26 protein-coding genes are annotated in these 25,606 nt (G+C 72.6%); 19 read left to right on the forward strand and 7 right to left on the reverse strand.

Annotation, left to right across the window (positions count from 1 at the left end; translation table 11 throughout):
* Positions 1-32: 32 nt before the first annotated feature.
* The 3 genes from pafA (at position 33) to ADK67_RS12910 (ending at position 2,907) form a co-directional block, all read left to right on the forward strand.
* Positions 33-1,391 (forward strand): Pup--protein ligase, encoded by a 1,359-nt coding sequence (pafA, locus tag ADK67_RS12900; RefSeq protein ID WP_053716655.1) that lies wholly within the window; start codon positions 33-35, stop codon positions 1,389-1,391.
* Positions 1,392-1,481: 90 nt separating this feature from the next.
* Positions 1,482-2,039: an ArsR/SmtB family transcription factor gene (locus ADK67_RS12905; RefSeq protein WP_053716656.1), complete on the forward strand. Its 558-nt coding sequence runs from the start codon at positions 1,482-1,484 to the stop codon at positions 2,037-2,039.
* A complete protein-coding gene (locus ADK67_RS12910; protein ID WP_053716657.1) occupies positions 2,032-2,907 on the forward strand; it encodes an SRPBCC family protein in 876 nt (291 codons plus the stop codon). The genes ADK67_RS12905 and ADK67_RS12910 overlap by 8 nt, the downstream gene beginning before the upstream one ends.
* On the opposite strand, the gene ADK67_RS12915 is transcribed toward ADK67_RS12910, so the two are convergent.
* Entirely contained in the window at positions 2,894-3,523 is a 630-nt protein-coding gene (locus ADK67_RS12915; protein ID WP_053716658.1) for a response regulator, read from the reverse strand. The two genes, ADK67_RS12910 and ADK67_RS12915, sit on opposite strands and share 14 nt — an antisense overlap.
* A complete protein-coding gene (locus ADK67_RS12920) occupies positions 3,520-4,485 on the reverse strand; it encodes a sensor histidine kinase (RefSeq protein ID WP_231648157.1) in 966 nt (321 codons plus the stop codon). Before ADK67_RS12920 ends, ADK67_RS12915 begins: the two co-directional genes overlap by 4 nt.
* A 138-nt stretch (positions 4,486-4,623) precedes the next feature.
* Between ADK67_RS12920 and ADK67_RS12925 the strand changes: the two genes are divergently transcribed.
* The 7 genes from ADK67_RS12925 (at position 4,624) to ADK67_RS12955 (ending at position 9,883) form a co-directional block, all read left to right on the forward strand.
* Positions 4,624-5,130: a GlcG/HbpS family heme-binding protein gene (locus ADK67_RS12925; RefSeq protein ID WP_053716741.1), complete on the forward strand. Its 507-nt coding sequence runs from the start codon at positions 4,624-4,626 to the stop codon at positions 5,128-5,130.
* Positions 5,131-5,303: 173 nt separating this feature from the next.
* On the forward strand, positions 5,304-6,290 hold the full coding sequence (locus ADK67_RS12930; RefSeq protein WP_053716659.1) for a helix-turn-helix transcriptional regulator: 987 nt from the start codon (positions 5,304-5,306) through the stop codon (positions 6,288-6,290).
* Positions 6,287-7,258 carry a helix-turn-helix transcriptional regulator gene (locus tag ADK67_RS12935; RefSeq protein WP_053716660.1) on the forward strand — a complete coding sequence of 324 codons (972 nt, stop codon included), beginning with the start codon at positions 6,287-6,289 and terminating at the stop codon, positions 7,256-7,258. The genes ADK67_RS12930 and ADK67_RS12935 overlap by 4 nt, the downstream gene beginning before the upstream one ends.
* 18 nt (positions 7,259-7,276) lie before the next feature.
* On the forward strand, positions 7,277-7,543 hold the full coding sequence (locus ADK67_RS12940) for a bacteriophage holin (RefSeq protein ID WP_063797585.1): 267 nt from the start codon (positions 7,277-7,279) through the stop codon (positions 7,541-7,543).
* Positions 7,536-7,883 (forward strand): Sec-independent protein translocase subunit TatA, encoded by a 348-nt coding sequence (tatA, locus tag ADK67_RS12945; protein WP_053716661.1) that lies wholly within the window; start codon positions 7,536-7,538, stop codon positions 7,881-7,883. Before ADK67_RS12940 ends, tatA begins: the two co-directional genes overlap by 8 nt.
* A gap of 120 nt (positions 7,884-8,003) precedes the next feature.
* Entirely contained in the window at positions 8,004-8,954 is a 951-nt protein-coding gene (gene tatC / locus ADK67_RS12950) for a twin-arginine translocase subunit TatC (protein ID WP_082403431.1), read from the forward strand.
* A 44-nt stretch (positions 8,955-8,998) separates the two neighbouring features.
* Positions 8,999-9,883 (forward strand): diacylglycerol/lipid kinase family protein, encoded by an 885-nt coding sequence (locus ADK67_RS12955; protein ID WP_053716662.1) that lies wholly within the window; start codon positions 8,999-9,001, stop codon positions 9,881-9,883.
* Here ADK67_RS12955 and ADK67_RS12960 read toward each other — a convergent pair.
* A complete protein-coding gene (locus ADK67_RS12960) occupies positions 9,867-10,352 on the reverse strand; it encodes a hypothetical protein (protein ID WP_053716663.1) in 486 nt (161 codons plus the stop codon). The genes ADK67_RS12955 and ADK67_RS12960 overlap by 17 nt on opposite strands.
* Before the next feature lie 152 nt (positions 10,353-10,504).
* On the opposite strand from ADK67_RS12960, the gene ADK67_RS12965 reads away from it, so the two are divergent.
* The 3 genes from ADK67_RS12965 to ADK67_RS12975 all read left to right on the forward strand — a co-directional run bounded on the left by ADK67_RS12965 (position 10,505) and on the right by ADK67_RS12975 (position 15,417).
* Positions 10,505-13,270 carry a DEAD/DEAH box helicase gene (locus ADK67_RS12965; RefSeq protein ID WP_053716664.1) on the forward strand — a complete coding sequence of 922 codons (2,766 nt, stop codon included), beginning with the start codon at positions 10,505-10,507 and terminating at the stop codon, positions 13,268-13,270.
* Positions 13,271-13,397: 127 nt separating this feature from the next.
* Positions 13,398-14,093: a DUF4333 domain-containing protein gene (locus tag ADK67_RS12970; RefSeq protein ID WP_053716665.1), complete on the forward strand. Its 696-nt coding sequence runs from the start codon at positions 13,398-13,400 to the stop codon at positions 14,091-14,093.
* Positions 14,094-14,205: 112 nt separating this feature from the next.
* Complete coding sequence (locus ADK67_RS12975; protein WP_063797586.1) at positions 14,206-15,417, forward strand: GNAT family N-acetyltransferase; 1,212 nt, start codon at positions 14,206-14,208, stop codon at positions 15,415-15,417.
* A gap of 244 nt (positions 15,418-15,661) precedes the next feature.
* On the opposite strand, the gene ADK67_RS12980 is transcribed toward ADK67_RS12975, so the two are convergent.
* Positions 15,662-16,603 carry a 5'-3' exonuclease gene (locus tag ADK67_RS12980; RefSeq protein ID WP_053716742.1) on the reverse strand — a complete coding sequence of 314 codons (942 nt, stop codon included), beginning with the start codon at positions 16,601-16,603 and terminating at the stop codon, positions 15,662-15,664.
* A 327-nt stretch (positions 16,604-16,930) separates the two neighbouring features.
* Here ADK67_RS12980 and ADK67_RS12985 point away from each other — a divergent pair, with 327 nt between their 5' ends.
* On the forward strand, positions 16,931-18,058 hold the full coding sequence (locus ADK67_RS12985) for a M24 family metallopeptidase (protein WP_053716667.1): 1,128 nt from the start codon (positions 16,931-16,933) through the stop codon (positions 18,056-18,058).
* Positions 18,055-18,504: an Lrp/AsnC family transcriptional regulator gene (locus ADK67_RS12990; RefSeq protein WP_197289421.1), complete on the forward strand. Its 450-nt coding sequence runs from the start codon at positions 18,055-18,057 to the stop codon at positions 18,502-18,504. The genes ADK67_RS12985 and ADK67_RS12990 overlap by 4 nt, the downstream gene beginning before the upstream one ends.
* Before the next feature lie 10 nt (positions 18,505-18,514).
* On the opposite strand, the gene ADK67_RS12995 is transcribed toward ADK67_RS12990, so the two are convergent.
* Both ADK67_RS12995 and ADK67_RS13000 read right to left on the reverse strand, forming a co-directional pair.
* On the reverse strand, positions 18,515-19,402 hold the full coding sequence (locus tag ADK67_RS12995) for a hypothetical protein (RefSeq protein WP_157620240.1): 888 nt from the start codon (positions 19,400-19,402) through the stop codon (positions 18,515-18,517).
* Positions 19,403-19,450: 48 nt separating this feature from the next.
* Positions 19,451-20,200 (reverse strand): aminotransferase class IV, encoded by a 750-nt coding sequence (locus ADK67_RS13000; protein WP_053716669.1) that lies wholly within the window; start codon positions 20,198-20,200, stop codon positions 19,451-19,453.
* 77 nt (positions 20,201-20,277) lie between these two features.
* On the opposite strand from ADK67_RS13000, the gene ADK67_RS13005 reads away from it, so the two are divergent.
* Positions 20,278-21,252: a DJ-1/PfpI family protein gene (locus tag ADK67_RS13005; protein ID WP_053716744.1), complete on the forward strand. Its 975-nt coding sequence runs from the start codon at positions 20,278-20,280 to the stop codon at positions 21,250-21,252.
* 17 nt (positions 21,253-21,269) lie between these two features.
* On the forward strand, positions 21,270-21,896 hold the full coding sequence (locus ADK67_RS13010; protein WP_053716670.1) for a DJ-1/PfpI family protein: 627 nt from the start codon (positions 21,270-21,272) through the stop codon (positions 21,894-21,896).
* Between the two features lie 209 nt (positions 21,897-22,105).
* On the opposite strand, the gene ADK67_RS13015 is transcribed toward ADK67_RS13010, so the two are convergent.
* A complete protein-coding gene (locus tag ADK67_RS13015) occupies positions 22,106-23,050 on the reverse strand; it encodes an RNA polymerase subunit sigma-70 (protein ID WP_269435994.1) in 945 nt (314 codons plus the stop codon).
* Between the two features lie 99 nt (positions 23,051-23,149).
* Here ADK67_RS13015 and ADK67_RS13020 point away from each other — a divergent pair, with 99 nt between their 5' ends.
* Both ADK67_RS13020 and ADK67_RS13025 read left to right on the forward strand, forming a co-directional pair.
* Entirely contained in the window at positions 23,150-24,346 is a 1,197-nt protein-coding gene (locus tag ADK67_RS13020; protein WP_157620242.1) for an MFS transporter, read from the forward strand.
* 105 nt (positions 24,347-24,451) lie between these two features.
* Positions 24,452-25,606 carry an MFS transporter gene (locus ADK67_RS13025; protein WP_053716672.1) on the forward strand — a complete coding sequence of 385 codons (1,155 nt, stop codon included), beginning with the start codon at positions 24,452-24,454 and terminating at the stop codon, positions 25,604-25,606.

Here is a 25,606-nt window from a genome sequence, read left to right on the forward strand (position 1 = left end):
AGGAAAGCTCCGAATGCGCCTACTGTTGAGGGATGCAGCGGCGGATCTTCGGCATTGAGACTGAGTTCGGGGTGACCTGCACCTTCCACGGGCAGCGCAGGCTGTCCCCGGATGAGGTCGCGCGTTATCTGTTCCGCCGGGTCGTCTCGTGGGGACGCTCGTCGAACGTCTTCCTGCGCAACGGCTCTCGGCTCTACCTGGACGTGGGCTCGCACCCCGAGTACGCGACGGCGGAATGCGACGACCTCGCCCAGCTCGTGACGCATGACAAGGCTGGTGAGCGGATCCTCGAAGACCTGCTCGTCGACGCCGAGCGCAGGCTCGCCGACGAGGGCATCGGGGGAGACATCTTCCTGTTCAAGAACAACACCGACTCCGCGGGCAACTCCTATGGTTGCCACGAGAACTACCTGGTCGCGCGGGCGGGGGAGTTCTCCCGCATCGCCGACGTCCTGCTGCCGTTCCTGGTGACCAGGCAGCTCATCTGCGGCGCGGGCAAGGTGCTCCAGACGCCGCGCGGAGCGGTCTACTGCCTGTCGCAGCGGGCCGAGCACATCTGGGAGGGCGTGTCCAGCGCCACCACCCGGTCCCGCCCGATCATCAACACCCGCGACGAGCCGCACGCCGACGCCGAGCGCTACCGCAGGCTCCACGTCATCGTCGGCGACTCGAACATGTCCGAGGTGACGACGCTGCTCAAGGTGGGCAGCGCCAACCTGGTGCTCGAGATGATCGAGCAGGGCGTCCAGTTCCGCGACTTCAGCCTGGACAACCCGATCCGCGCCATCCGCGAGATCAGCCACGACCTGACCGGCAGGCGCACCGTGCGGCTGGCGGGCGGCAAGGAGGCCTCGGCGCTGGACATCCAGCGCGAGTACTACGAGCGCGCGGTGGAGCACGTGGCCAAGCGCGCGCCGGACCCCATGGCGGAACGGGTGCTGGAGCTGTGGGGCCGCACGTTGGACGCGGTCGCGTCGGAGGACCTGTCCAAGATCGACCGCGAGATCGACTGGGCCATCAAGTACCGGCTGATGGAGCGCTACCAGGCCAAGCACGACATGGACCTGTCCAACCCGCGCATCGCCCAGCTCGACCTCGCCTACCACGACATCCGGCGCGGCCGGGGCATCTTCGACCTGCTCCAGCGCAAGGACCAGGTGGAACGGGTGACCGACGACGGCGAGATCGAGGCCGCCAAGGACACCCCGCCGCAGACCACGCGGGCCAAGCTGCGCGGTGACTTCATCGCCGCCGCGCAGGCCGCGGGCCGCGACTTCACCGTCGACTGGGTGCACCTGAAGCTCAACGACCAGGCGCAGCGCACCGTGCTGTGCAAGGACCCGTTCCGCGCGGTGGACGAGCGCGTGGAGCGGCTGATCTCGTCCCTCTAGCCGGCTGACGACGACCCCGGGCCGCGTGGCCCGGGGTCTTCTTCGGCCCGATTGACAAAATAGTTTTTTACGTACAAGATGATTTTTGCGATGAGAGACGTCCTGTACCTGGAGCAGATCGAGCAGGCCGAGGCACTGCTCAAGCCGCAGCGCATCGAGGTGCTGCGGCAACTGGCCGAGCCGCGGTCGTGCACCGAGGTGGCCGCCGCGCTCGACCAGACCCCGCAGCGGGTCTACTACCACGTGAAACGCCTGGTCGAAGCCGGTCTCGTGACGCAGGTGAACGAGCGGCGCGTGCGCGGCATCAACGAGGGCGTGTACCAGGCGAGCGCGCGCTCGTACTGGCTGTCGCCGGGCCTGGTCGGCCGGCTCGGGCTGCGCCGCGCGCAGGACGAGCTGAGCCTGGGGTACCTGCTGGACCTGGTGGAACAGGTGCAGTCGGACATCGCGGGCCTGGACCGGACCCGGCCCGAGCTGCCGTCGCTCGGCGTGTCCGGCGACATCCGGGTGCGGCCCGACCAGCGGCAGCAGTTCTTCGACGACCTGAAGACGACTTTGCAGGACCTGTTCGCCCGCTACGGCGGCGCGGAGGGCGACGCCTTCCGGCTGGCCGTGGCGTGCTACCCGAAGGAGGAGACCGATGAGTGAGACCGTGGTCCTTCGCGCCCGCACCACCGCGCCCGTCGACCGGGTGCGCCGGGCCGTGACCGACGCCGGCGAGCTGGGCACGTGGCTGGCCGAGCACGCGGCCGTGGAGCTGCCCGACCGCTTCGAGTTCTGGGGCCGGTTCACGCCCGAGGGCGACGCGCCGCACCAGACGTTGCGGCACGTGGACGAGGACTCGCTGCGGTTCGGCTGGAGGGTCGGCGGCGAGGACACGACCGTCGAGATCGGCTGGGCCGAGGAGGGCGGCGACACCGTGGTCACGCTGTCGCAGAGCCACTTCCCGGGCTGGGGCGTGGCCGTCGCGGAGACCAGCGTCCTCGGCTACCTGTACACGTACTGGTGCCTGTCGCTGGCGAACCTGGTTGACCACGTCGAAGGCCGCCCGCTGACCCCGATGGTGGACTTCGCCACGACCGAGATGCGCGGTGAGGTGCTGATCGGCGCCCCGGTCGCCGCGGTGGCCCACTCCCTGGTCGACGCCGAGGAGTACTCGCGGTGGTTCGGCGCGAAGATCGACATCGAGGCGTGGGAGGGCGGCCGGGTCGCCATGGGCGGGTTCGAGATGAACCCGCAGCCCGCCAAGGTCGTCGACTTCGAGCCCGGCAGGCGGATGGGCGTCGACTGGGGCGGCATGGTGTCGACCTGGGAACTGGCCGAGTCCGACGGCGGCACGCGGCTGACGTTCGTGCAGAGCGGGTTCGACACCGGTCAGCCGCCGTACGGCGCGTGGGCGGGCTGGCTGTCGGGCGTGGCGGAGCTGCGCCGGTTCCACGAGCTGCCCGACTGGCGACCGATCTGGCTGCAGCCGGACGTGCCCGGTCTGCCCGAGGGCATGCTCACCGAGGGCTGAGGCGGATCAGCTTCAGCTCGACGGCGGTCCGCACGGCCGCCGTCCTGGTGTCCACGCCCAGCTTGTCGAAGATCCGCACCAGGTGCGTCTTCACCGTCGCCTCGCTGATGAACAGTGCCTTGGCGATCTCGCGGTTCGACAGGCCGCGGGCGAGGTGGTCGAGGATCTGCACCTCGCGCTTGGTGACCGCGGGGGTGGCCGCGGGGCGCAGCAGGCGTCGCGCGATGTCGGGGGACAGCACGGTGCGGCCCGTCGAGGCCTGCCGGACCGCGGCGGCCAGTTCGTCGGGCGGGCAGTCCTTGAGCAGGTAGCCGGTCGCGCCCGCCTCGACCGCGCGCACCACGTCCGCGTCCGAGTCGTACGTGGTCAGCACCACGACCTGCGGCGGGTCGGGCAGGGCGCGGAGCCGCCGGGTGGCCTCCACGCCGTCGATGCCGGCGCCGAGCTGCAGGTCCATCAGCACCACGTCCACGTCCCGGGTCGCGGCGACGCGGACCGCGTCCTCCCCGGTGGCGGCCTCGGCGACCACCTCGAAGTCGCGGGCCAGCAGGCCGGCCAGGCCGAACCGCACGACCGGGTGGTCGTCCACCACCAGCACCCGCAACGGCCCGCTCACGGCGTCGGCACGCTCACGGCCAGCGCCGTGCCCTCGCCCGGCCTGCTCTCCACCGTCACGGTGCCGCCCAGCTCGGCGACCCGGTCGCGGATCGCCTCCAGCCCGTAGCCGCGACCGGGCTCCGGGCGGAGCGCGGCCGGGTCGAACCCGCGGCCGTCGTCGCACACGTCGAGCGTCACCGCGTCACCCAGGTACGTGAGCGTGATGACCGCGGTGGTGGCGTCGGCGTGCTCGCGGACGTTGGCCAGCGCGCCCTGCGCGACCCGCAGCAACGCCACCTCCACCGGCACCGGCAGCGGGTACGGCTCGCCCTCCACCTCCACCCGGTCGCACAGGGCGCGCAGCGCGTCGGTCAGCGTGCGGTCCTGCAACGGCGAGAGGTCGCGGACGAACCGGCGTGCCTCGGCGAGGTTCTCCTTGGCCACCTCACGGGCACGCGCGGTGTCGCCGAGCTCCAAGAGCAGGGTGATGCTGGACAGGCCCTGCGCGAGCGTGTCGTGGATCTCCCGGGCCAGCCGCTGCCGTTCCCGCAGCGCACCGGCCTGCTGCAGCAGCCGACGGCGGTCGAAGAACACCGCGGCGGTGATCACCGCGACCCCGACCGGGCCGAGCACCAGACTCGGCTCCACCGTCTCGGCCAGCCGCACCTGCGCCAGCACCACCGCCGCGGTGAGCACGGCCGCCAGCGGCACGGCCACGCGCGGGCGCAGCTGCCGCAGGCACTGGAAGAACAGCGGGATCGCGCACCAGCCGAAGCTCGGCGCCAACCACACCAGCACCAGCCACAACGCGAGCACGGCGGGCAGCGCGCCGGTCCACCGCACCCCGGACGGGTAGGCCGCGCCCAGCACGGCGGCGGTGACCAGCACGGCGGGCGCGACGCCGTGGTACGCGACGTACCGCGCCGCCGACGCCGTCAGCAGCACGTAGAAGCCCGCGTGCATCGCCCGGTGCAGCCACACGGGGCCGACCCTAGGCCAGGTTCCGGCCCGTGGGGTCAACCGATGGGTTGAACGGGGCTCGACCGGAACCACCAGGTCGGGACGTCCCGGCGCGGCGAGCCTGGAGCACGACACGAACCGGACGAGGAGGGTGTGGCGATGCGCAAGACCACGATCGCGGTGCTGGTGGCGTTGTCCGTGGCGGGCGCCGGCGGGTACGCGGTGGCCGACCAGCAGCACGGGCGCAGCGGTGTCGCGGTGCGGACCGCGACGACGATCACGGTCGACGCGGCCGTCCAGGCGGCCCAGGCGGCGTTGGACGCGGCCGAGAAGGAGGGGCAGCGGGTCACGGTCGCCGTGGTCGACCGCGGCGGCGACCTGGTCGTGCTGCTGCACGGCGACGGCGCCGGGCCGCAGAGCGAGGAGTCGGCACGCCGCAAGGCGTTCACCTCGGTGTCGTTCAACGCGCCGACATCGGTGCTGGCGGGCCGCGTGACCGGCGCCGGGGCGACCCTGCGCGACATCCCCGGCACCCTGTTCCTCGCCGGGGGCGTGCCCGTGGTGTCGGACGGCGCGCCGGTCGCGGGCATCGGTGTCGGCGGCGCGCCGAGCGGCGACCTGGACGAGCGCTTCGCCCGCGCCGGCCTCGACGCCATCGGCGGCTGACCGACTCGGGGCCGTGACCTGTGCGAACGGGGTGCTTCCCGGGCTGTGTGCCGCCCGGGAAGCACCCCGCCGCGGCGCGGCGTCCGTCCCGGCAATCGGCTGAATGGACCATTCATCCGCGTTCCGGGCGGGGATGGCGTCACCGGGTGTTCGTCCGGGGTTAGGGTTCCGGTGTGGCCATCGCACGTGCCGAACGGCTCGTCAACCTGGTGCTGTGCCTGCTGTCGACCCGTCAGTACCTGACCGCGGAGCGCATCCGCGCCATCGTCCCCGGCTATGCCGACGCCCCGACGGACGAGGCGTTCTTCCGCATGTTCGAACGCGACAAGACCGAGCTGCGCGACCTCGGCGTGCCGCTGGAGACCGGCCGCAGCGCCGGCTTCGACGCGATCGACGGGTACCGCATCGCCCGCCGGGACTACGAGCTCGGCGACATCGACCTGGAACCGGACGAGGCCGCCGCCGTGGCGCTCGCCGCCCGGCTGTGGGACTCCCCCCAGTTCACCGGCGCCGCGCACGGCGCCCTCATCAAGCTCCGCGCCGCGGGCGTGGACGTCGACCAGGACGTGCACGTGCCGGTCGAGCCGAAGGTCCGCACCAGCGAACCCGCGTTCCCGCCGCTGCTCGCGGCCGTGCAGGAGGGGCGCGTCGTCGAGTTCGACTACCGCCGCCCGGTGCCGGTCGAGGTGCGCACCCGCACCGTCGAGCCGTGGGGCGTGGTCGCCTGGCGCGGCCGGTGGTACCTCGTCGGGCACGACCGCGACCGCGACGCGCCCCGCTGCTTCCGGCTCTCCCGCATCGTCGGCGACGTCCGCGCGGTCGGCAAGGCGGGCGCGGTCCGCCGGCCCGACCAGTTCGACCTGCTGTCGTTCGTGGTCCGCAACCAGCCCGCCGCCGACCAGCCGCCCGCCACCGCCAAGCTGTGGGTCGCGCGCGGCCGGGCCCAGGGCGTGCGCAGGCGGGCGAAGGTCGTCGGCGCCCGGGACTTCGACGGCGAGCCCGGCGACGTGCTGGAGATCGAGCTGAGGTTCCCCGACTCGGCCGCCGGGTGGATCGCGGGCTTCGGCCCGGACGTGGTGGTGCTCGAACCGGAAGTGCTGGCCAAGACCGTGCGGGAGAAGCTGCTCGGCGCGCTGCGCGGTGCGGGGGTGCGCGCGTGAACGCCGCCACCGACCGGCTGCCCCGGCTGCTCGCCCTCGTGCCCTACCTGCTGGCCCGGCCCGGCATCCCGATCGACGAGGTCGCCGCCGACTTCGAGGTCACGCCCAAGCAGATCCGCAAGGACCTCGAACTGCTGTGGATGTGCGGCCTGCCCGGCTACGGCCCCGGCGACCTGATCGACCTGTCGTTCGAGGGCGAGACGGTCACCGTCACGTTCGACGCGGGCATGAGCCGCCCGCTGCGGCTCACCGCGGCCGAGGCGACGTCGCTGCTGGTGGCGCTGCGCGCGTTGGCCGAGACGCCCGGCGTGGCCGACCAGGCCGCCGTGCAGCGCGCGGTGGCCAAGATCGAGGCCGCCGTGGGCCAGGCGCAGCCCGCCGGCGTGGCCGTGGGGCTGGCCCTGCGGGAAGCGCCGGAGACGGCACGCGTGCGTGACGCGGTGTCGGACGGCGTGCGCCGAGGTCGAGCCCTGCACCTGCGCTACTACACGCCGTCACGCGACGAGATCACCGGCCGGGTCGTCGACCCGATGCGGATGCTGCTCGTCGAAGGCCGCGGCTACCTGGAGGCCTGGTGCCGCGCGGCCGACGGCGTGCGGCTGTTCCGCCTCGACCGGATCGACGCCGTCGACGTGCTGGACGAGCCCGCCGCCCCGCCGCCGCACGCCACGCCCACCGACACGTCGGAGGGGTTGTTCCAGCCCGACCCGTCGCAGCGCACGGCCGTGCTCGTGCTCGAACCGGACGCCCGCTGGGTCGCCGAGTACTACCCGACCGACGGCCTGGTCGAGCTGCCCGAGGGCCGCGCCAGGGTGCTCATGCGGTACGCCGACACGGCCTGGATGGTGCGCCTGCTGCTCGGGTTGGGCGGTGAAGCGCACGTGGAGCAGCCGCCCGACCTGGTGGCCGAGGTCGCCCGGCAGGCGGAGGCGGCGTTGCGCCGGGCGGATCACCTCCCGGCAACCTAGGGCAAGTACGGTAGTGCCGTGCCGTACTTGCCGAGCCTGGCGCTGATCGTCCTCGGGGTGGTCGTGCTTGTCCCGATCACGATCCGAGTCATCCGATCCTTGCGTCGCTTCCGCGTCGCAAGCACTCTGGTGGGTGACAGGGTCGGCGATGGCGTCGGTCTGCTGCGAGCGCGGTCCGCCGCGCTCGGGGTGGCCCTCGCCGAACGGCGTCCGGATCACGCCCGTGAGGGCAAGCCCCGCGTACCATCGGTGGACCGGGGGAGACAGGAGGACAACCGTGCCTAGCCTCGGACCAACCGAACTGATCATCATCGCCGTGGTGATCATCCTGCTCTTCGGCGCGAAGAAGCTGCCCGACATGGCGCGCTCCATCGGCCGTTCGGCGAAGATCCTCAAGGCCGAGACCAAGGGCCTGCGCAGCGAGGACGAGCCGCAGCAGCAGCCGGGCACGACGACGGCGCAGCAGGTGCCCGCGCCGCAGCAGCTGCCTGCCGCCCAGCCGCAGGTGGCCCAGCAGCCGGTCGCGCAGCCCCAGCAGGCGGCCCAGCCCGTGCCGCAGCCGCAGGTGGCCCAGCCCATCGAGCAGTCCGCGCAGAACCTGCAGAACAAGCAGAACACCAACTAGAGCCGCGTCAACTAGAGCCTAAGGACGGTCCGCACGGTGGGGGCAAGTCCGGTCCGGTGGTGGGCCCAGCGCAGGGAGCGCCGCAAGATCACGAGTCGTCGGGCGAACCCGGACGGCACCATGTCGTTGAAGCACCACCTCTACGACCTCCGGCACCGGCTGGGGTTGGCGCTGGTCTTCATCGCGTGCGGCGCGGTCTTCGGCTTCATCTGGTGGAGCTGGCAACCCTTCGGCCTGCCCAGCCTCGGCCAGATCGTCATCGACCCGTACTGCGGCATCCCGGAGACCATGCGGCTCACGCAGGAGGGCAAGGGCTGCCAGCTGCTGCAGACCAAGCCGTTCGAGGTCTTCATGATCCGGCTGAAGGTCGGCGCCGGTGCGGGCATGGCGGTGACCGCGCCCTTCTGGCTCTACCAGGTGTGGCGGTTCATCTCGCCGGGCCTGTACGCCAAGGAGCGGCGCTTCGCCGTCGTGTTCGTGGCGTTCGCGTCGGTGCTGTTCGTCGCGGGCGCCACGCTCGCGTTCTACGTCGTGCCGCAGGGCTTGGCGGTCCTGGTCGGCTTCGGTGACGACCGCTTCATCACCGCCCTCACCGCCGGTGAGTACGTCAGCTTCGTCATGACGCTGCTGCTGATCTTCGGCGTGAGCTTCGAGCTGCCGCTGATCGTGGTGATGCTCAACCAGGTCGGCGTGGTCAGCTACGAGAAGCTGAACAAGTGGCGGCGCGGCATCATCTTCGGCCTGTTCGTCTTCGCCGCGATCGCCACACCGGGCACCGACCCGATCTCCATGGTCGCGCTGGCCGTGGCGCTCGTGCTGCTGTTCGAGGTGGCCATCCAGATCGCCCGGGTGCACGACCGGCGGGTCGAGCGCAGGCGCAAGGCCGAGGGCCTGGACGACATCCCGGACGACGAGGCCGCGCCGTTCGACTACACGCCGGAGGCGGTCGAGGAACCGTCACCCGAGCCGGTGCCGACACCGGACCCGGGGCCGCCACCGAAGCTGGGGCCCACGCTCGACCCCCCGACGCCGGAGCCTCCCGGCCGGGTGCGCTACGACGACGTGACCTGAGTGAGATCACCTGATCCGGTGAAGCCTTTGTAGGCTTCCCGACCATGTCGACGTCAACGCGAGCGGCCCTGCTGGTGTGCACCGCCTCGGGCAAGGGCAGGGCCGCCCGCATGGCAGGCACCGTCGCGGAACGGCTGCGCGGCGTGGTCGACCGGCTCGACCTGCACGTGGCGCGGACCGCGGAGGGCACCACCGAAGCCGCGCGCCGGGCGGTGGCCGAAGGCGTCGACGTCCTGGTGGTCCTCGGTGGCGACGGCGGCGCCCACCTGGCGCTGCAGGCGTGCGCGGAGTCCTCGACCGCGCTGGCCGTGGTGCCCGCCGGCACCGGGAACGACCTGGCCACCGCCCTGGGCACCACCTCGGTGGACGACGTGGTGACCGCGTTGCGCGAGGGCAACCGCACCCCGTTCGACCTGGGGCGCGTGGAGCACGGCCCCTGGTTCGCCACCGTCCTGTGCGCGGGCTTCGACTCGGCGGTCAACGAGCGCGCGAACGCGATGCGCTGGCCCGCCGGACCCCGCCGCTACGACCTGGCGATCCTGGCCGAGCTCGCGGCGCTGAGGCCGCAGCGGCTGGTGGTCGAGACCGAGGACGACGTGCTGGAACTGGACGCGCTGCTGGTCGCGGTCGGCAACACGACCAGCTACGGCGGCGGCATCCCGGTGTGCCCGGACGCCTCGACGACCGACGGCCTGTTCGACCTGACCGTGGTGCGGGCCGCGCCGCGGCGCACCCTGCTGCGGATGCTGCCCACGCTGCGCACCGGGCGGCACGTGGACCACCCGGCCGTGCGCACCCTCCGGGCCCGTTCCGCGCGGCTGTCCGGGCCGTCCTGGGTGGCCTACGCGGACGGTGAGCGGCTCAGCGGTGTGCCGTTGACGACCACCTGCGTCCCGGGCGCCCTCACCGCCGTCACCGGTGCCGGCTGAGCACGTCCCGCTTGCGCCACGAGGCGTGCGGCTGCGCCGTGCCCCGGTCGAGCAGCCAACCGGCGACCGTCAGCACGCCGTCGGCCGCGTCCAACGGCGTGTCGTGCGCCGACCCGACGCTCTCGATCTCGTGCCTGCCGCAGTCCCGGATCGCGTCGCAGCGGACCGAGATCTCGCCCTCCACCTGCCACGGCGGAGGCGGTCTCAGCACGTTGCGGTGCGGGTCGCGGGGCAGTGAGACGTGCACGTGGAAGGCCACTTCCTCGAACTCGGCGAGAGCCGACAACCCCGCGTAGGGCGCGCCGGGCAGGTGGTCGAACACCAGGCCGGCGCCCGGTCTGCCGAGGCGGCCGGCCAGCCGCTCGACCCGTGCCTCGGCCAGCCTCAGCACGGTGAGCACCGCCTCGACCTCGACCAGGTCGGGGAATACCCACCGGAGATCGCCCTCCACCAACGGAATCGCGGCCACGGCTCCCGAGTGTGCCCCATGGTCCGCCCCTATGGTCTCTATAGCTTCAGTGTTGACCAAAAGAAGTGTTCGGGAGCGCCCGCGCGGGCAGGTTCCGGGGTCCGCCGCGGATCTGAAGCGATTTTGTCGGTCCCGTATGACAGCCTGGACAGGTGTCAAGCACTCCGCGGTCTCCAGCCGACTCGTACGCGGACTTCCGCCGCCGCTCCTCCCGGCCCAAGCTGGCCGACTTCCTGGGGGTCATCTCGTTCGAACTCGACCCGTTCCAGGAACGCGCCTGCGAGGCGCTGGAAGACGGGCACGGCGTGCTGGTCTGCGCACCCACCGGCGCCGGCAAGACGGTCGTCGGCGAGTTCGCCGTCCACCTGGCCCTCTCCGAGGGCCGCAAGTGCTTCTACACGACGCCGATCAAGGCACTGTCGAACCAGAAGTACGCCGACCTCGTCGCCCGCTACGGCGCGAACAAGGTCGGCCTGCTCACCGGCGACACGTCGGTCAACGGCGACGCGCCGATCGTCGTGATGACCACCGAAGTCCTGCGCAACATGCTGTACGCGGGCTCGCACACGCTGAACACACTCGCCTACGTCGTGATGGACGAGATCCACTACCTCGCCGACCGGTTCCGCGGCCCCGTGTGGGAAGAAGTGATCCTGCACCTGCCCGAGTCCGTGCGGCTCGTCGGCCTGTCCGCCACCGTCAGCAACGCCGAGGAGTTCGGCGAGTGGCTGGTCGAGGTGCGCGGCGACACCACCGTCGTGGTCGACGAGCACCGGCCCGTGCCGCTGTGGCAGCACATGATGGCGGGCGGCCGGATGATGGACCTGTTCGCCGGCGACGCCCCCGACGGGCACACCCGCATCAACCCGCAGCTGCTGCGCCACACCGAAGACCTGTCCCGCTTCCACGTGCCGTGGAGCCGCAACCGCAACAACAAGGACCAGCGCGGCCGCCCGCCGCGCGGCTCCGGGTTCAAGCCGCCGTCACGGGTCGACATCGTGCAGCGGCTCGACGGCGCGGGCCTGCTGCCCGCCATCGACTTCGTGTTCAGCCGCGCCGGCTGCGACGCGGCCGTGCTGCAGTGCGTGCGAGCCGGGCTGCGGCTCAACTCCGAAGCCGAGGTCGAGCAGATCCGCGAGGTCATCGAGGAGAAGACCAAGGACCTGCCCCAGGGCGACCTGATGGTGCTCGGCTACTGGGAGTGGCGCGAAGCGCTCGAACGCGGCATCGCCAGCCACCACGCCGGCCTGCTGCCCGCGTTCAAGGAAACCGTGGAGGAACTGTTCGTCCGCGGCCTGGTGAAAGTCGTGTTCGCCACCGAGACGCTGGCGCTCGGCATCAACATGCCCGCGCGCACCGTCGTGCTGGAGAAGCTGGTCAAGTACAACGGCGAAGCGCACGTCGACCTCACGCCCGGCGAGTACACGCAGCTCACCGGCCGCGCCGGGCGGCGCGGCATCGACGTCGAAGGCCACGCGGTCGTGGTGTGGCAGCCCGGGGTCGACCCGAAAGCCGTCGGCGGCCTCGCGTCCACCCGCACCTACCCGCTGCGGTCGTCGTTCCGGCCCGGCTACAACATGGCCGTCAACCTCGTCAACCAGCTCGGCGCGGCGGCGGCCCGGGAAATCCTGGAGCAGTCGTTCGCCCAGTTCCAGGCCGACCGGTCGGTGGTCGGACTCGCCCGGCGGATCGAGCGCAACCGCGAGGCGCTCGGCGGCTACGCCGAGGCGATGACGTGCCACCTCGGCGATTTCACGGAGTACGCGTCACTGCGCCGCCGCGTCGCCGAGCGCGAGAAGGCGTTGGCGCGGCAGAACACCTCGGCGAAGCGGGCCGAGGCGGCGCAGTCGTTGGAACGGCTGCGCAAGGGCGACGTGATCGCGGTGCCGTCCGGGCGCCGGTCCGGGCTGGCCGTCGTGATCGACCCGGGTCTGGAACCGCTCGGCGAGGCGCGCCCGTTCGTCGTCACCGAAGACCGGTGGGCCGGTCGGCTGTCGTCGGCGGACTTCCCCATGCCCGTCGAGGTGCTCGGCAAGATGCGGCTGCCGAAGCAGGTCGACACGCGGTCGCCGAAGTCGCGGCGCGACCTGGCGGCGTCGTTGCGCGCCACCGGGATCACCGCGCCGGTGATGCGGAAACGCCGGTCGACGGCGGACGACGACGCCGAACTGAACACGTTGCGGCGGGCGTTGCGCGCCCACCCGTGCCACGGCTGCGAGAAGCGCGAGGAGCACGCCCGCTGGGGCGAGCGCTACCACCGGCTGCTGGCCGAGACCGAACAGGTGGAGCGCAAGGTCGCCGCCACCACGCACTCGCTGGCCCGCGAGTTCGACCGGATCCGCGGCCTGCTCCGCGAACGCGGCTACCTGCACGTCGAGGAAAGCGGACCCGGCGAAGAGGTCACCGAGCACGGCAAGCGGTTGACCAGGCTCTACAGCGAATCCGACCTGCTCGCCGCGGAATGCCTGCGGCACGGCGTGTGGCGTGACCTCGATCCGGCGGAACTCGCCGCGGTCGTGTCGGCGCTGGTGTACGAGGCGCGCCGGGACGGTCCGCTGGAAGCGCGGCTGCCACCGGGCAAGGTGGCCGACGCGTTGACCGCGACCGCGCGGCTGTGGGCGGAACTGGAGGACGACGAGCGCCGGCACCGGCTCGACCGGACCCGGCAGCCCGACCCGGGGTTCGCGTGGGCCGTGTACCGGTGGGCGCGCGGCGAGTCGCTGGAGAAGGTGCTGTCCGCCGCCGAGGAGAACGGCGCCGAGCTCGGCGCGGGCGACTTCGTCCGGTGGTGCCGGCAGGTGATCGACTTCCTCGACCAGATCCGGGACGTCGTCGGCGGCGGCGATCCGGTGGGCGCCGCCGCCCGGAAGGCCGTCGACGCGCTGCGCCGCGGGGTGGTGGCGATGGCCACCGTTTGACAAAGCTTTGCGGGGCGGGTGGGTGTCATCAGCACACCTGTGGTTTGATCGCGCCCGCAAGCCTTGAACAGCTTGTCCAGATCGTTTTCAGACCGACCTTGTCCAGACCGACCGTCGGAGGCCGAGCATGACCAGTCCGTACGGACCGTCCGGAGGGAACGACCCGCAGCCGCAGTGGGGCCAGCAGCAACAGCCCTACGGTGGTGGGTACCCCGGCACGCCGTCGGGTGGTTTCCCCGCTCAGCAGCCCAACCCCTACGGGCAGCCGGATCCGTCGCAGCAGCAGTGGGGGCAGCAGCCGGGCCAGCAGCCGTACACGCAGCAGTACCCGGCCGGGTACGACCCGAACAACCCGCAGTCGAACCCGTACGGGCAGCCGCAGCAGGGCCAGTTCGGGCAGCAGCCGGGGCAGTTCGGCCAGCCGGGGCAGCCTGGTCAGTACGGCCAGCAGCCCGGCCAGTTCGGGCAGCCGGGGCAGTACGGCCAGCAGCCGCCGCCGAAGAAGTCCAGCGCCGTGCTGTGGGTCGTCGTCGCGCTGGTCGTGCTGGTGGTCGCGGCCGTCGGCATCACCGGATTCGTCGCGCCGGGGTTCTTCAACACCAAGGTCTTCGACCAGGCGGCCGTGCAGAGCGGTGTCGTCGGCGTGCTGAAGGACGACTACAAGATCTCCGACGTGGAGAGCGCGACCTGCCCGGCCGAGCAGGAGGTCAAGCCGAACACGACCTTCGAGTGCACGGTGAAGGTCGGCGGCAAGGACAAGACGGTCAAGATCACCGTGAAGACCGAGGACGGCGAGTACGAGGTCGGCCAGCCCGCCGGCTGATCTCCCGTTCGTGCCCGAGGCCACTCCCGCTCGTCATCGCGGGGGTGGCCTCGCGGTTTCCGGGCGGTGAATCTGGTTAGCAATGCGAGCGACCTTGGGGCACCATGCTGGCGTGACCGACCACGACATCCGCGTGCTGGACGACTCCCAGTACCGGACCGCCCACACCCTGTTCCGCGGCACGCTCCACCACACTCCCGCACCGGACGACCAGTGGAAGTTCGTGCAGGAGTCGTACTACCCGGGACGGGCGATCGGCGCGTTCGCCGACGGCGAGATGGTCGGAACGGTCCAGTCGTTCCCGTCACAGCTGGCCGTGCCGGGCGGCGCCGTGGTGCCGCACGCGGCCGTGAGCCGGGTCGGGGTGCGGGCGGACTGGACGCGCCGCGGCGTGCTGAGCGCGTTGCAGCGGGCGCAGCTTCGGGCGCTGCGGTCGGCTGGCGACGTGGCCGCCACCCTGCGCGCCTCTGAGACCGCCATCTACGGCCGTTACGGCTACGGCGTCGCCACCAGGCACCGGTTCGTGCGCATCGACCGACGTCAGGCCGCCCCGCGCACACGTCCCGTCGGCCGGGTGCGGCTGGTCGAGGGCGAGGCGGGGGAGCGGATCGCGCACGGGCTGTTCGAGGAGCTGTCGCCGGTGCGCGCGGGCACGATCTCCCGGTGGCCCGCGTGGTGGGGCCTGAGCATCCGGCGCGTGGCGGCCGAGGAGAACATCAAGATCGCGGTGCGCTCGGGCGCGTCCGGTGACGACGACGGCTACGTGGTGTTCAAGGTCGTGCCCGGCGAGCACGGATCGGGCGACCACAAGCCGACCACGTTGATGGTCATGGACCTGTGGGCTCGGGACGCCGAGGCGTGGGCCGACCTGTGGCTGTTCGTGCTCGGCGTCGACCTCGTGGCGGAGGTGGCGGCGTACGGCAGGCCGGTGGACGAGCCGGTGCAGTGGCTCCTGGGCGACCGTCGCGCGTGCCGGATCGCCGAGGAGGTCGACGAGACGTGGCTGCGCCTGCTCGACGTCCCGGCCGCCCTGTCGGCGCGAACGTACCGCCACGCCGAGCCGGTGGTGCTCGGCGTGCGCGACGCGTACCTGCCGGAGAACTCGGGCTCGTACCGCGTCTCCGCGGACGGCGTGACCCGGGTCGACGAGGCGCCCGAACTGGTGCTGGACGTGGATGTCCTCGCCTCGACGTACCTGGGCGACGTGTCGTTCTCCACCCTGGCCGCCACGCGCCGCCTGGACGTCGTCGACCCAACCGCCCTCGTCCGCGCCGATGCCCTGTTCGAGGTCTCCGAGCCCCCGTGGAGCGGCACCTACTTCTAACCCCGGCCACGCTTCCAGCCGCGCCGCGCTTCTGCCTCGACCGCGCTCCTGCCCCTGCCTCGCGCCCCGGCGCCCGCCTCCGTCGTCGGTCCTTCCACCCGCCCCGGTCCCGCTTGCGGCCTGCGGTCGCGAACCGCGGTTGCGAACCGCGGTTGCGAATCGCTGTCGTGAACCGCGTTCGTGATCCCGCCGCAGGCGGCTACGGCCTGGCGTGGCACCGCAGGCGGCCGGCGGCCTGGCGTGGCTAGCGGCGTTCCATCGCGGACAGCAGCCTGGGCAGCGAGCTGCCCAGGCCCCAACGCCGGGTCAGCTCGGCGACGCGGTCCGGGTCGGCGGGGGCCGCGGGCACGACGTCCGGGCGGTCCATGACGATCTTGGCGTCGGTCGCCACGTTGACCACGGTCGGTGCGACGGCGAGGTAGTCCTGGGCGTTGAGCAGCGCGGTGCGGGCGCGGGTGGTGAGTTTGCGGTCGCGGCCGTCATGGACGGCGTCGAGGACGGCTTGCAGCGAACCGAACTCGCTGATCAGCTTCGCCGCCGTCTTCTCGCCGATGCCGGCCACGCCGGGCAGGCCGTCCGACGGGTCGCCGCGCAGCACGGCCATGCCGGCGTACGCGCGCCCGGCGTCGTGCACCGGCAGCGCGTACTTGGCGGCCAGCTCCTCCGGCCCGAGCAACTCGGCCTTCGCCCACCCGCGGCCGAGGTAGAGGACGCGCACCTCGGTCGGCTCGTCGCGCACGACCTGGAACAGGTCGCGGTCGCCGGTGATGACCTCGACGGGGTCGATGTTCTCGCGGGCGGCGAGGGTGCCGATGACGTCGTCGGCCTCGTAGCCGTCGGCTTCGGCGGTCGCGATGCCCACCGCGTCCAGCACGTCGAGGATGATCGGCACCTGCGGGGTGAGGGTGTCGGGCACCTCTTCCTCGCCGTCGGCGGCGCCCTCGGCGACGCGGTGCGCCTTGTACGACGGGAGTGCGGCGACGCGGAACGCCGGGCGCCAGTCGGCGTCCAGGCAGGCGACCAGGCGGCTCGCCTTCCGCTCGGTGATGACCCTCGCGATCGTGTCGACGAACCCGCGCACCGCGTTGACCGGTGTGCCGTCCGGGGCGGTCATGGACTCGGGCAACGCGTAGAACGCCCGGAAGTACAGGCTGGCGGCGTCCATCAGGACCAGCGGATTGCTCACCTGGGACAGCTTGCCAGAGACCACCGACATCGCCGACTGCTCCGCTCGTTCCTGTGGATAACCCAATGGGTCCGGTGGGAGGGAGAGGGCGGGTGGGTGTGGGGCTGAGGCATGGGGGTGGTTGCGGCGGGCCTCATTGTTTCAACCGACGTTTCAGTGGGCGGATAACGGCGTTTTTGTTCATCGGATTTTCCAGGTTCACTCGGTCGTGGAAGAGGTTGGCGGGAAACGGCAGGTAGGGCTGGGTGCTGCCCCGATCGAGCGACACTGCCGGCGGCACGGTGGCGTGTGGCGTGGGACGGGGGTTGCACCACTAGGCTTTCCCGCATGTCGACCCAAGTTGGGCCCGTCGACGTGGACGCCCTGCGCGCGCGCCTCGACCGGGCTACCGCTGCCGCCTCCATCGCGGGCGTTGACGCGTTGCTCATCGCGCCCGGTTCGGATTTGCGCTACCTCCTCGGAGCGGGCGGCACGTCGTTCGAGCGGTTGACTTGTCTCGTGCTGCCCGTCGGCGGGAAACCGGTGTTGGTGGTGCCCAAGCTGGAGCACCCCGGGTACGCCGGCGTCCCCACCGACGAACTGGGGGTCGAAGTCGCCACCTGGGTGGACGGCGAGGACCCGTACGCGCTGGTCAAGAGGGCGTTGAAGGGGAACCGGACCGCGGTCTCCGACATGATGCCCGCGCTGCACACGTTGCGGTTGCGGGACGTCGTCGGCGACGACCAGGTGCTCGCCGGGCCGGTCCTGCGCGAGCTGCGGATGCGCAAGGACGACGCCGAGGTGGCCGCGTTGCGCAAGGCGGGCGCGGCGATCGACCGGGTGCACGCGCGCATGGCCGAGTGGCTCCGCCCCGGCCGCACGGAGGCCGAGGTGGGCGCCGACATCGCCGCCGCGATCGTCGCCGAAGGCCACACCCTGGCGGAGTTCGTCATCGTCGCCTCGGGCCCGAACGGCGCCTCGCCGCACCACGACGTGTCCGACCGGGTGATCGAGGCCGGTGACGTGGTGGTGGTCGACATCGGCGGGCCGGTGGCCGAGGGCTACAACTCCGACTCCACCCGCACCTACGTGCTCGGCGAGCCCCGTGACGCCGACGTCTGGCCGACCTACGCGGTCCTGCAGGCCGCGCAGCAGGCCGCCGTCGACGCGGTGCGGCCGGGCGTCACCTGCGCCGCCGTGGACGCCGCCGCGCGCGAGATCATCGCCGACGCGGGTTTCGGCGAGTACTTCGTCCACCGCACGGGCCACGGCATCGGGCTGGACGTGCACGAGGACCCCTACATCGTCGGCGGCAACGACCTGCCGCTGGAGCCGGGCATGGCGTTCAGCGTCGAACCCGGCATCTACCTGCCCGGACGGTGGGGCGCGCGGATCGAGGACATCGTGATCGCCACCGCCGACGGCGTGGAGAGCGTCAACACCCGGCCGCACGCGCTGGTGGTGTTGCCCGCGTGACGAACCTGGAGCCGATCGACCGGGCGATCCTGCGCGAACTGGCGGCCGACGGCCGGTGCAGCTTCACCGACCTCGCCGAACGGGTCGGGCTGAGCGTGTCCGCCGTGCACCAGCGGGTGCGGCGGCTGGAGCAGCGTGGCGTGGTGCGCGGCTACGCGGCGCGGCTGGACGGCGACGAGGTCGGCCTGCCGCTGACCGCGTTCATCTCGCTGACCCCGATCGACCCGGCGGCTCCGGACGACTACCCGAAACGGCTGGAGCACCTGCCGCAGATCGAGGCGTGCTACTCCGTCGCCGGTGACGCCTCCTACGTGCTGCGGGTGCGGGTAGCGTCGCCGCACGCGCTGGAGGAGCTGCTGAGGCAGATCCGCGAGGTGGCGAACGTGTCCACCCGCACCACGGTCGTGCTGTCCACGCCGTACGAGGACCGGCCGCCGGCGGTCTGAGCGGGACGGGTCAGAACAGCCGGGCCCACGTGTTCGCGAAGCGCCGGAGCACGTCGCGGTTGCGCCGGTCGGGCGCCACCGGCAGGAGGCGCTTGACCTCGTCGTCGGTCGCGGGCCGCACGGACAGCACGAACTCCCGCACGGCCTCGACGTCGGCCATCTTCGTCACCACGGCGACCGCGTCCACGTCGCCGATCCGCCGCACGAACACGTGGTTGACCCGGTCCGGCCGGTACTCGGGTTCCGCCGTCCCGTCGGAGCCGGGCAGCAGCACCAGCCGGGGGAACGCCTTCAACTCGCCGCCGCCCTGCTCGGACGTGCTGTAGTCCAGCGTGGCCCGACCGTCGGAGACGTGCAGCCGCGGGAACTCGTAGCCCTCGGGCGTGGCGATCAGCAGCACGCCACCGGGCAGGTCGGCGTGCGCGATGCGGGACGCGGCGTCGTCGTCGGGCATCGTGGTGGGCAGCCAGACGCCGAAGGCCACGGCGGCCACGGTCACCGCGCCGGCCACGAGCCGGACCACCAGACCGTGCGCCAGCATCGCCGCGACCAGCGCGAACGACGCGCCGAGCGCGGGCAGCGCGAGCCACGACGGCGGCTTGCCGGGCCCGCTCGACTCCACCACCGCGTTGTAGAACACGGCGCCGACGAGCCCGAGCACGGTGACGAGCGCCGCCCAGCCGAGCCGGGGCAGCGGCTTGGCCGTCAGCGGGCTGCCGCGGGTGGTGAACGTGCCGACCAGGTACACCACCGCGAACGGGCCGACCATGCCGATCAGGACCAGCAGGGCGCTCTGGACGAAGAAGCCGAACAGCACCAGCCAGCCGACGAACGCCGTGGACAGTCCCATGACGAGCCACACCACGGCGATCTGCAGGGGAACCCGGTAGTCGATCACGTGCACACGCTCTCGTGATCCGGGCGCGGCGGGCATCGGTGGATCTACTCAAACCACGTCGGCGGGAATCGCGTCGTAGGCGGCCTGGACACGTGCGAGTGCCTCGGCGTCCACGGCGAAGCCCACGTCGTCGATGCGCGACACCGCGACGACGCCGATCGAGTTGCACAGGAACGCACCGCGGTAGCGGCCCACGTCGGCCAGCCGCACCACCTCGCGACGCGACGGCAGCCGTCGTTCCAGCAGCTGCATGGTGGTGCCGTGCAGCCAGTCCGCCTGCGGCCACACGACGTCGTCATCGTTGTCGAAGAACGCGATGTTGGCGATCGCGCCCTCCACCACGACACCGCCGGCGGTGAGCAGCGCGTCGTCGTACCCGGCCCGCTCGGCGCGGCGGCCGTGGTGGAGCTGGCCGAAGCCGCCGATGTGCTTCACGTGCGGCAACGGGCGCGTGTAGTCGACGGACATCAAGCGCCGCGGCGTCGCCGGGGGAGTGACGGGCGGGCGCACCACGACCATCACCGACGGCGCGTCCAAGCCGAACACGACGACCCGCACGGCCGCGTCACGGACGTCGTCGGCGAGCGCGTGCGAGAGGAGGGCGCGGACGCGGTCGCCGTGCAGCGGCGCGCCGTACAGCTCCCGGTTGGCCTGGTCGAGCCGGCGCAGGTGCAGGTCGAGGCCCTTCACCCGGCGGTCGCGGACCTGCATGGCCGTGAAGTGGCCGTAGTTGGCGAGCAGGCCGGGCACGAAGTGGTCGACGGTCGGCGGTCCGCCCTCGATCTCGATCCTGAGCACGGCACGAACGTAGCGTGGCGGGAATCGAGGGTCGCCGGTCGTTGCCGCCGTCCCGGGAGGCGGAGAGGGTGGGCGGTGTGGAACGCGAGGTCCTGGTGGTCGGGTACGACGGTGCGGCGCTGACCGACATCGCGGGCCCGGCGGACGTGTTCGCCGGCGCGAACCGGGCGTGCGAGGCCGAACGGGCGGGTGGCGGCTACCGGGTGCGGTTGGCGGGGGTCGGCGGCGGGTTCGAGGTGACCGGCGGGTTGCGGATGGAGGCCGAGGACCTGCGGGAGGTGTCCGGCGGGGTGGACACCGTGCTCGTGGTCGGCGGCTTCACGTTCGCCGACGCGGCCCGTGACGCCGAACTGCTGCACCACCTGCGGCGGGTCGCGGGCGGCGCGCGGCGGGTGGCCAGCGTGTGCACCGGCGCGTTCGTGCTGGCGGCGGCGGGACTGCTGGACGGCGCCCGCGCCACCACGCACTGGGCCTACTGCGACCGGCTCGCGGCCGACCACCCGTCGGTGGACGTGGTGCCGGACGCGATCTACGTGCGGGACGGGCGGCTGGTCACGTCCGCCGGCGTCACCGCGGGCATCGACCTCGCGCTGGCGCTGGTGGAACGCGACCACGACGCCGCCCTCGCCCGCCTGGTCGCCCGCTGGATGGTGGTGTTCCTGCAACGCCCCGGCGGCCAGTCGCAGTTCAGCGTGCGCTCACAGGTGCCGCCGGTGCGGGAACCGGGGCTGCGGGCGGTGCTCGACGCGATCGCCGACGACCCGGCGGCCGGCTGGACGGTCGAGGGCATGGCCCGCCGCGCCGCGATGAGCCCGCGGCACTTCGCCCGCGTGTTCCCGCGCCGGGTCGGCGTGTCACCCGCCCGGTACGTCGAACGGGTCCGGGTGGAGGCGGCGGCGGGGTTGTTGGAGTCCGGTGACGAGGGGTTGGACGTCGTCGCCAGGCGCGCGGGTTTCGGCTCGGCGGAGACGCTGCGCCGGGCGTTCCTGCGGGTGCTCGGCGTGCCGCCGGGCGGCTACCGGGACAGGTTCCGCACCACCGGTGCGGCATGAGAACAGGGGGAATCGCCATGGACGTGGCTTTCGTGCTCTACCCGCGGATGACCGCGCTGGACCTGGTGGGGCCGTACGAGGTGCTCGGCCACCAGCCGGAGGTGACCGCGCACTTCGTCGCCGCCTCGCTCGAACCGGTGATCACCGACGCCGGGCTGACGATCGTGCCGACGACCACGTTCGCCGAGCTGGACCGCGCCGACGTGATCGTGGTGCCCGGCGGCGGCGGTTGGGCGGAGGTGTTGGCGGAGGGCGTCGTCGCGGCGTGGCTGCGCACGGCGCACCCGACCGCGACCTGGACCACGTCGGTGTGCAGCGGGTCGACGTTGCTGGCGCAGGCCGGGATCCTCGACGGCCGCCCGGCGACCACGCACTGGGCGTTGCGCGACGAGCTGGCCGCCCGCGGCGCGGTGGTCAGCACCGAACGGGTGGTGGTCGACGGGTCCGTGGTCACCGGCGCCGGGGTGTCCGCCGGGATCGACATGGCGCTCACCCTCGTCGGCCGGATCTGGGGCGACGAGCGGGCCCGGTTCACGCAGCTGTTCATCGAGTACGACCCCGAGCCGCCCTACCGGGCCGGTTCCCCCGAGTCGGCGCCCGCCGAGCTCGTCGCCTTCGCCCGAGGCGTGTTCGCCGGGCGTTGACCGGGTCACCGCGGCCAGCACGGCGGGCTGCCCGCCGTGCCGGCGCAGGACTTCCAGCGGCAACCCGGCCAGCGCCAGCACCGACCCCTCCCCGAACAGCTCGCCGTCCAGGTCGAGCGTGCCGCTGAGCACGATCACCAGCGCGTCGTGCCACTCCCGCGGGTCGTAGGGGCGGTCGGCCGCCACCGTCACCAGCCGGACGTCGAAGCTCACAGCGTCGCCGGGAGGCCGAAGAGCGGGAACCGGTCGGACCCGAACGTGATGATCTCCGCGATCTCCCCGTCCTCGATCCGCAGCACGTCCAGCGCCACCGGCCGGAAGTGCTCCTCGCCGGGCTTGCGGGCGTAGTTGGCGAGCGCGGGCTGCCGGTTGGCCCGCGTTTCCAGCACCTTCCACTCGCCGAACGCCTCCGGGCCCACCATCACCGGCGTCCAGATGTCGATCATGGTGTCGCGGCCGACGTGCCACTCGGGCTGCGGCGGCATCGTCCAGGTGACGTCCTCCCGCAACGCCGACGCCATCAGCTCCAGGTCGCAGCGCTCGGTGGCCTCCACGAGCTTGCGGACCACCGCCTTCTCCCGCGGGTTCGGCTCGCCCGTCCAGTCGGCACGCCGTGGCGGCAGGTGCTTGCGCATGGTGACGCGGGCGCGTTGCAGCGCGCTGTTCACCGCGGGCACGCTGTCCTCCAGCAACGCCGCCGTCTCGCTCGCCGGCCAGCCCAGCACGTCCCGCAGCACCAGCACCGCGCGCTGCTTGGCGGGCAGGTGCTGCACCGCGGCCAGGAACGCCAGCTCGATCGTCTCCCGCGCCACCACCTCCACGTCCGGCTCGGCGTCCAGCAGGGCGTCCGGGAACGGCTGCAGCCACGGCACGTCGGCCGCGGGCATCTCGTCGGTGACGCCGTGCGCGGGACGGCGGTTGATCACGTCGAGGCACGCGTTCGTGGCGATCCGGTACAGCCACGCGCGGAACGACGACCGACCCTCGAAGGTGTCCCGGGCGCGCCACGCCTTGAGGAACGTCTCCTGCACCAGGTCCTCGGCCTCGTCGAACGAGCCGAGCAGCCGGTAGCAGTGCACCCGCAGCTCGTGCCGGTACCGCTCCGCTTCCCGCGTGAAGTCCACCGTCATCTGCGCAACCTCGCTCATGGTCACCCTCCGGGCTTGTACGGTGACGTGCCGGTCGCACGCCGCACAAGTTGTGACTGGGCAGGCCCGGGAAACTCATCGGTCGCAGCGGGATCGGGGGAGCAGTTGGTCGGGGGCACGGGGTTCCGCGCGGTGTTCGCGGTGCCGGAGTTCCGGGTGTTGTGGTCGGCCGCGGTGCTGTCGACCGTCGGCGACCAGTTGGCCCGGGTGGCGTTGTCGGTGCTGGTGTTCCAGCGCACCGGGTCCGCGGCGTGGACGGCGTTGACCTACGCGTTGACGATGCTGCCCGCGCTGGTGTCGGGGGTGCTGCTGACGGGTCTCGCCGACCGGTACCCGCGGCGGACCGTGATGGTGGTCGCCGACGCGGTGCGGGCCGTGCTGCTGGCCGTGATGGCGGTGCCGGGCGTGCCGCTGCCGGTGGTGGCGGCGCTGCTGGTGCTGTCGCAGCTGGCCGAGCCGCCGTTCGCCGCCGCGCAGGGCGCGCTGCTGCCGTCCGTGCTGGGCGAGAAGTACGAGGCCGGGCAGTCCGTGCACCTGATCACCCACCAGGCGGGGCTGCTGCTGGGGTTCGTCGGTGGCGGGCTGGTGGTGGCGTGGCTGGGCACGTCCGGTGCGCTGCTCGCCGACGGGGTGACGTTCGCGTTGTCGGCGTTGCTGCTGCGGTTCGGCCTGCGGCACCGCCCGGCGCCGGCGTTCGTGCCCGCCGCGCGCGTGCGGATCCGGGCGGGCGCCGCACTGGTGTGGCGCGACCGGCGGTTGCGGCTGCTGGTCGGCCTGGGGTGGCTGGCGCTGTTCACCGTGGTGCCCGAGGGGCTGGCCGCGCCGTTCTCGGCGGAGGTCGGCGCGGGCGCGGCGGGTGTCGGCCTGCTGCTGGCCGCAGACCCGGCCGGGATGGTGCTGGGGACGGTGCTGCTGCGCTTCCTGCCCGCGTCGACGCGTGTGCGGCTGCTGGGGCTGCTCGCGGTGGCGACCGCGGTGCCGCTGGTCGGGTACCTGTTCGCGCCGAATCTCGTCGGCGCGGTGGCGTTGCTGGCGTTGAGCGGCGTGTTCAGCGCGTACCAGGTGACGGCGGGCGCGACGTTCGTCCGCCTCGTGCCGAACGAGCAGCGCGGGCAGGCGTTGGGCTTCGCCCGCAGCGGCCTGGTCGCCGCGCAGGGCATCGGCGTGGCCGCGGGCGGCCTGCTGGCGTCCGCGACGGGCTCGGCGACCACCGCGATCGCCGTGGCGGGCATCGCCGGCACCGTCCTGGCGCTCACCGTGACGTCCGCGTGGTCCCGCGTGGCACCGGCCGCGGTGGCCTGACGTTCACCGGGGTCGGCCGACCTGAGCGTTGAACTCGGGTGTTCTGAACGTAGGACACGCGCGTTCTGAAGGTAGGACACGCGCGGAAGTGGGGGTGGGGCTCGGGTGCTGTGGCGGAACCGGTCGTTCCTGTTGTTGTGGGTGGGGCAGGCCGTTTCCCTCGTCGGGTCGCAGGTGACGGTGGTCGCGGTGCCGTTGGTGGCGGCGTGGGAGTTGGGGGCGGGTGCGTGGGAGATCGGGGTGGTGACCGCGTGCGGGCGGTTGCCGTACTTGGTGTTCGGCCTGCCGGCGGGGGTGTGGGTCGACCGGTTGCCGCGGCGGGTGGTGGCCGGGGTGTGCGCGGTCGGGCAGGCGGTGGCACTGGGTGTCGTGCCGGTCGCGGCGGGGCTCGGGTTGTTGTCGGTGGGGTTGTTGGCCGTGGTGGCGGCGGTGGCGGGGACGTTCGCGGTGTTCGGTGACATCGCCGGGTTGGCGTTGGTGCCGATGGTGGTGCCCGCCGGGCAGTTGACGCGCGCCCAGGGCGTGGTGGAGGTGGGGCAGGCGACGGCGCAGGTCGCCGGGCCCGCGTTGGGCGGGTGGCTGGTCGGCGCGATCACGGCGGCGGGCGCGCTGGTGGCCGACGCGGCCAGCTTCCTGGTCGCGGCGGTGACGTTGCTGTGGGTGCGGGTGGTCGAACGGCCGCAGGCGGGCGCCGGGATGTGGGCCGGTGTGCGGGCCGTCTTCGGTCACCAGGGGTTGCGGCGGGTCACGTTGTGCACCGCGACGCACGTGTTCTGGTTCAACGCCTTCACCGTCGTGGTGCTGCTGCACCTGGTGTCGGCGTTGGGGCTGTCCGCCGCACGCGTCGGGTTGACGCTGTCCGTCGGAGCCGTCGGCGGGCTGTTCGGCGCACTCGTCGCGGCCCGGTTGGGCGAGCGGTGGGGCCGGCGGCGGACGATGACCGCCGCGATCCTGGCCACCGGCGCGGGGCAGGCGTTGGTCGCGGTGGACCAGCTGGTGATCGGCGCGGTGGCGGTGATGTGGTTCGCGCTCCAGGTCTACAACGTGCACCAGGTGCCGGTGCGGTACGAGGCGACGCCCGCCGCCCTGCACGGCCGCGTCAACGCGACGATCCGCACGGCGGTCTGGGGCACCGCGCCCGCGGGCGCGCTGGTGGGCGGTCTGCTGGGCGACGCCGTGGGCCTGCGGGCGACGCTCGTGCTCAGCGGTCTCGGCGCCGCGACGGCGTGCCTGTGGCTGGTCCGCGCACGCGTCGGCTGA

The organism is Saccharothrix sp. NRRL B-16348, assembly GCF_001280085.1.
Classification (GTDB): Bacteria; Actinomycetota; Actinomycetes; order Mycobacteriales; family Pseudonocardiaceae; genus Actinosynnema.

What these genes read in the sequence shown, in the direction of transcription:
- pafA (WP_053716655.1), top strand. Translation starts at nt 33, where the DNA reads ATGCAGCGGCGGATCTTCGGCATTGAGACTGAGTTCGGGGTGACCTGC.
- ADK67_RS12905 (WP_053716656.1), top strand. Translation starts at nt 1,482, where the DNA reads ATGAGAGACGTCCTGTACCTGGAGCAGATCGAGCAGGCCGAGGCACTG.
- ADK67_RS12910 (WP_053716657.1), top strand. Translation starts at nt 2,032, where the DNA reads ATGAGTGAGACCGTGGTCCTTCGCGCCCGCACCACCGCGCCCGTCGAC.
- ADK67_RS12925 (WP_053716741.1), top strand. Translation starts at nt 4,624, where the DNA reads ATGCGCAAGACCACGATCGCGGTGCTGGTGGCGTTGTCCGTGGCGGGC.
- tatC (WP_082403431.1), top strand. Translation starts at nt 8,004, where the DNA reads ATGTCGTTGAAGCACCACCTCTACGACCTCCGGCACCGGCTGGGGTTG.
- ADK67_RS12955 (WP_053716662.1), top strand. Translation starts at nt 8,999, where the DNA reads ATGTCGACGTCAACGCGAGCGGCCCTGCTGGTGTGCACCGCCTCGGGC.
- ADK67_RS12970 (WP_053716665.1), top strand. Translation starts at nt 13,398, where the DNA reads ATGACCAGTCCGTACGGACCGTCCGGAGGGAACGACCCGCAGCCGCAG.
- ADK67_RS12985 (WP_053716667.1), top strand. Translation starts at nt 16,931, where the DNA reads ATGTCGACCCAAGTTGGGCCCGTCGACGTGGACGCCCTGCGCGCGCGC.
- ADK67_RS13010 (WP_053716670.1), top strand. Translation starts at nt 21,270, where the DNA reads ATGGACGTGGCTTTCGTGCTCTACCCGCGGATGACCGCGCTGGACCTG.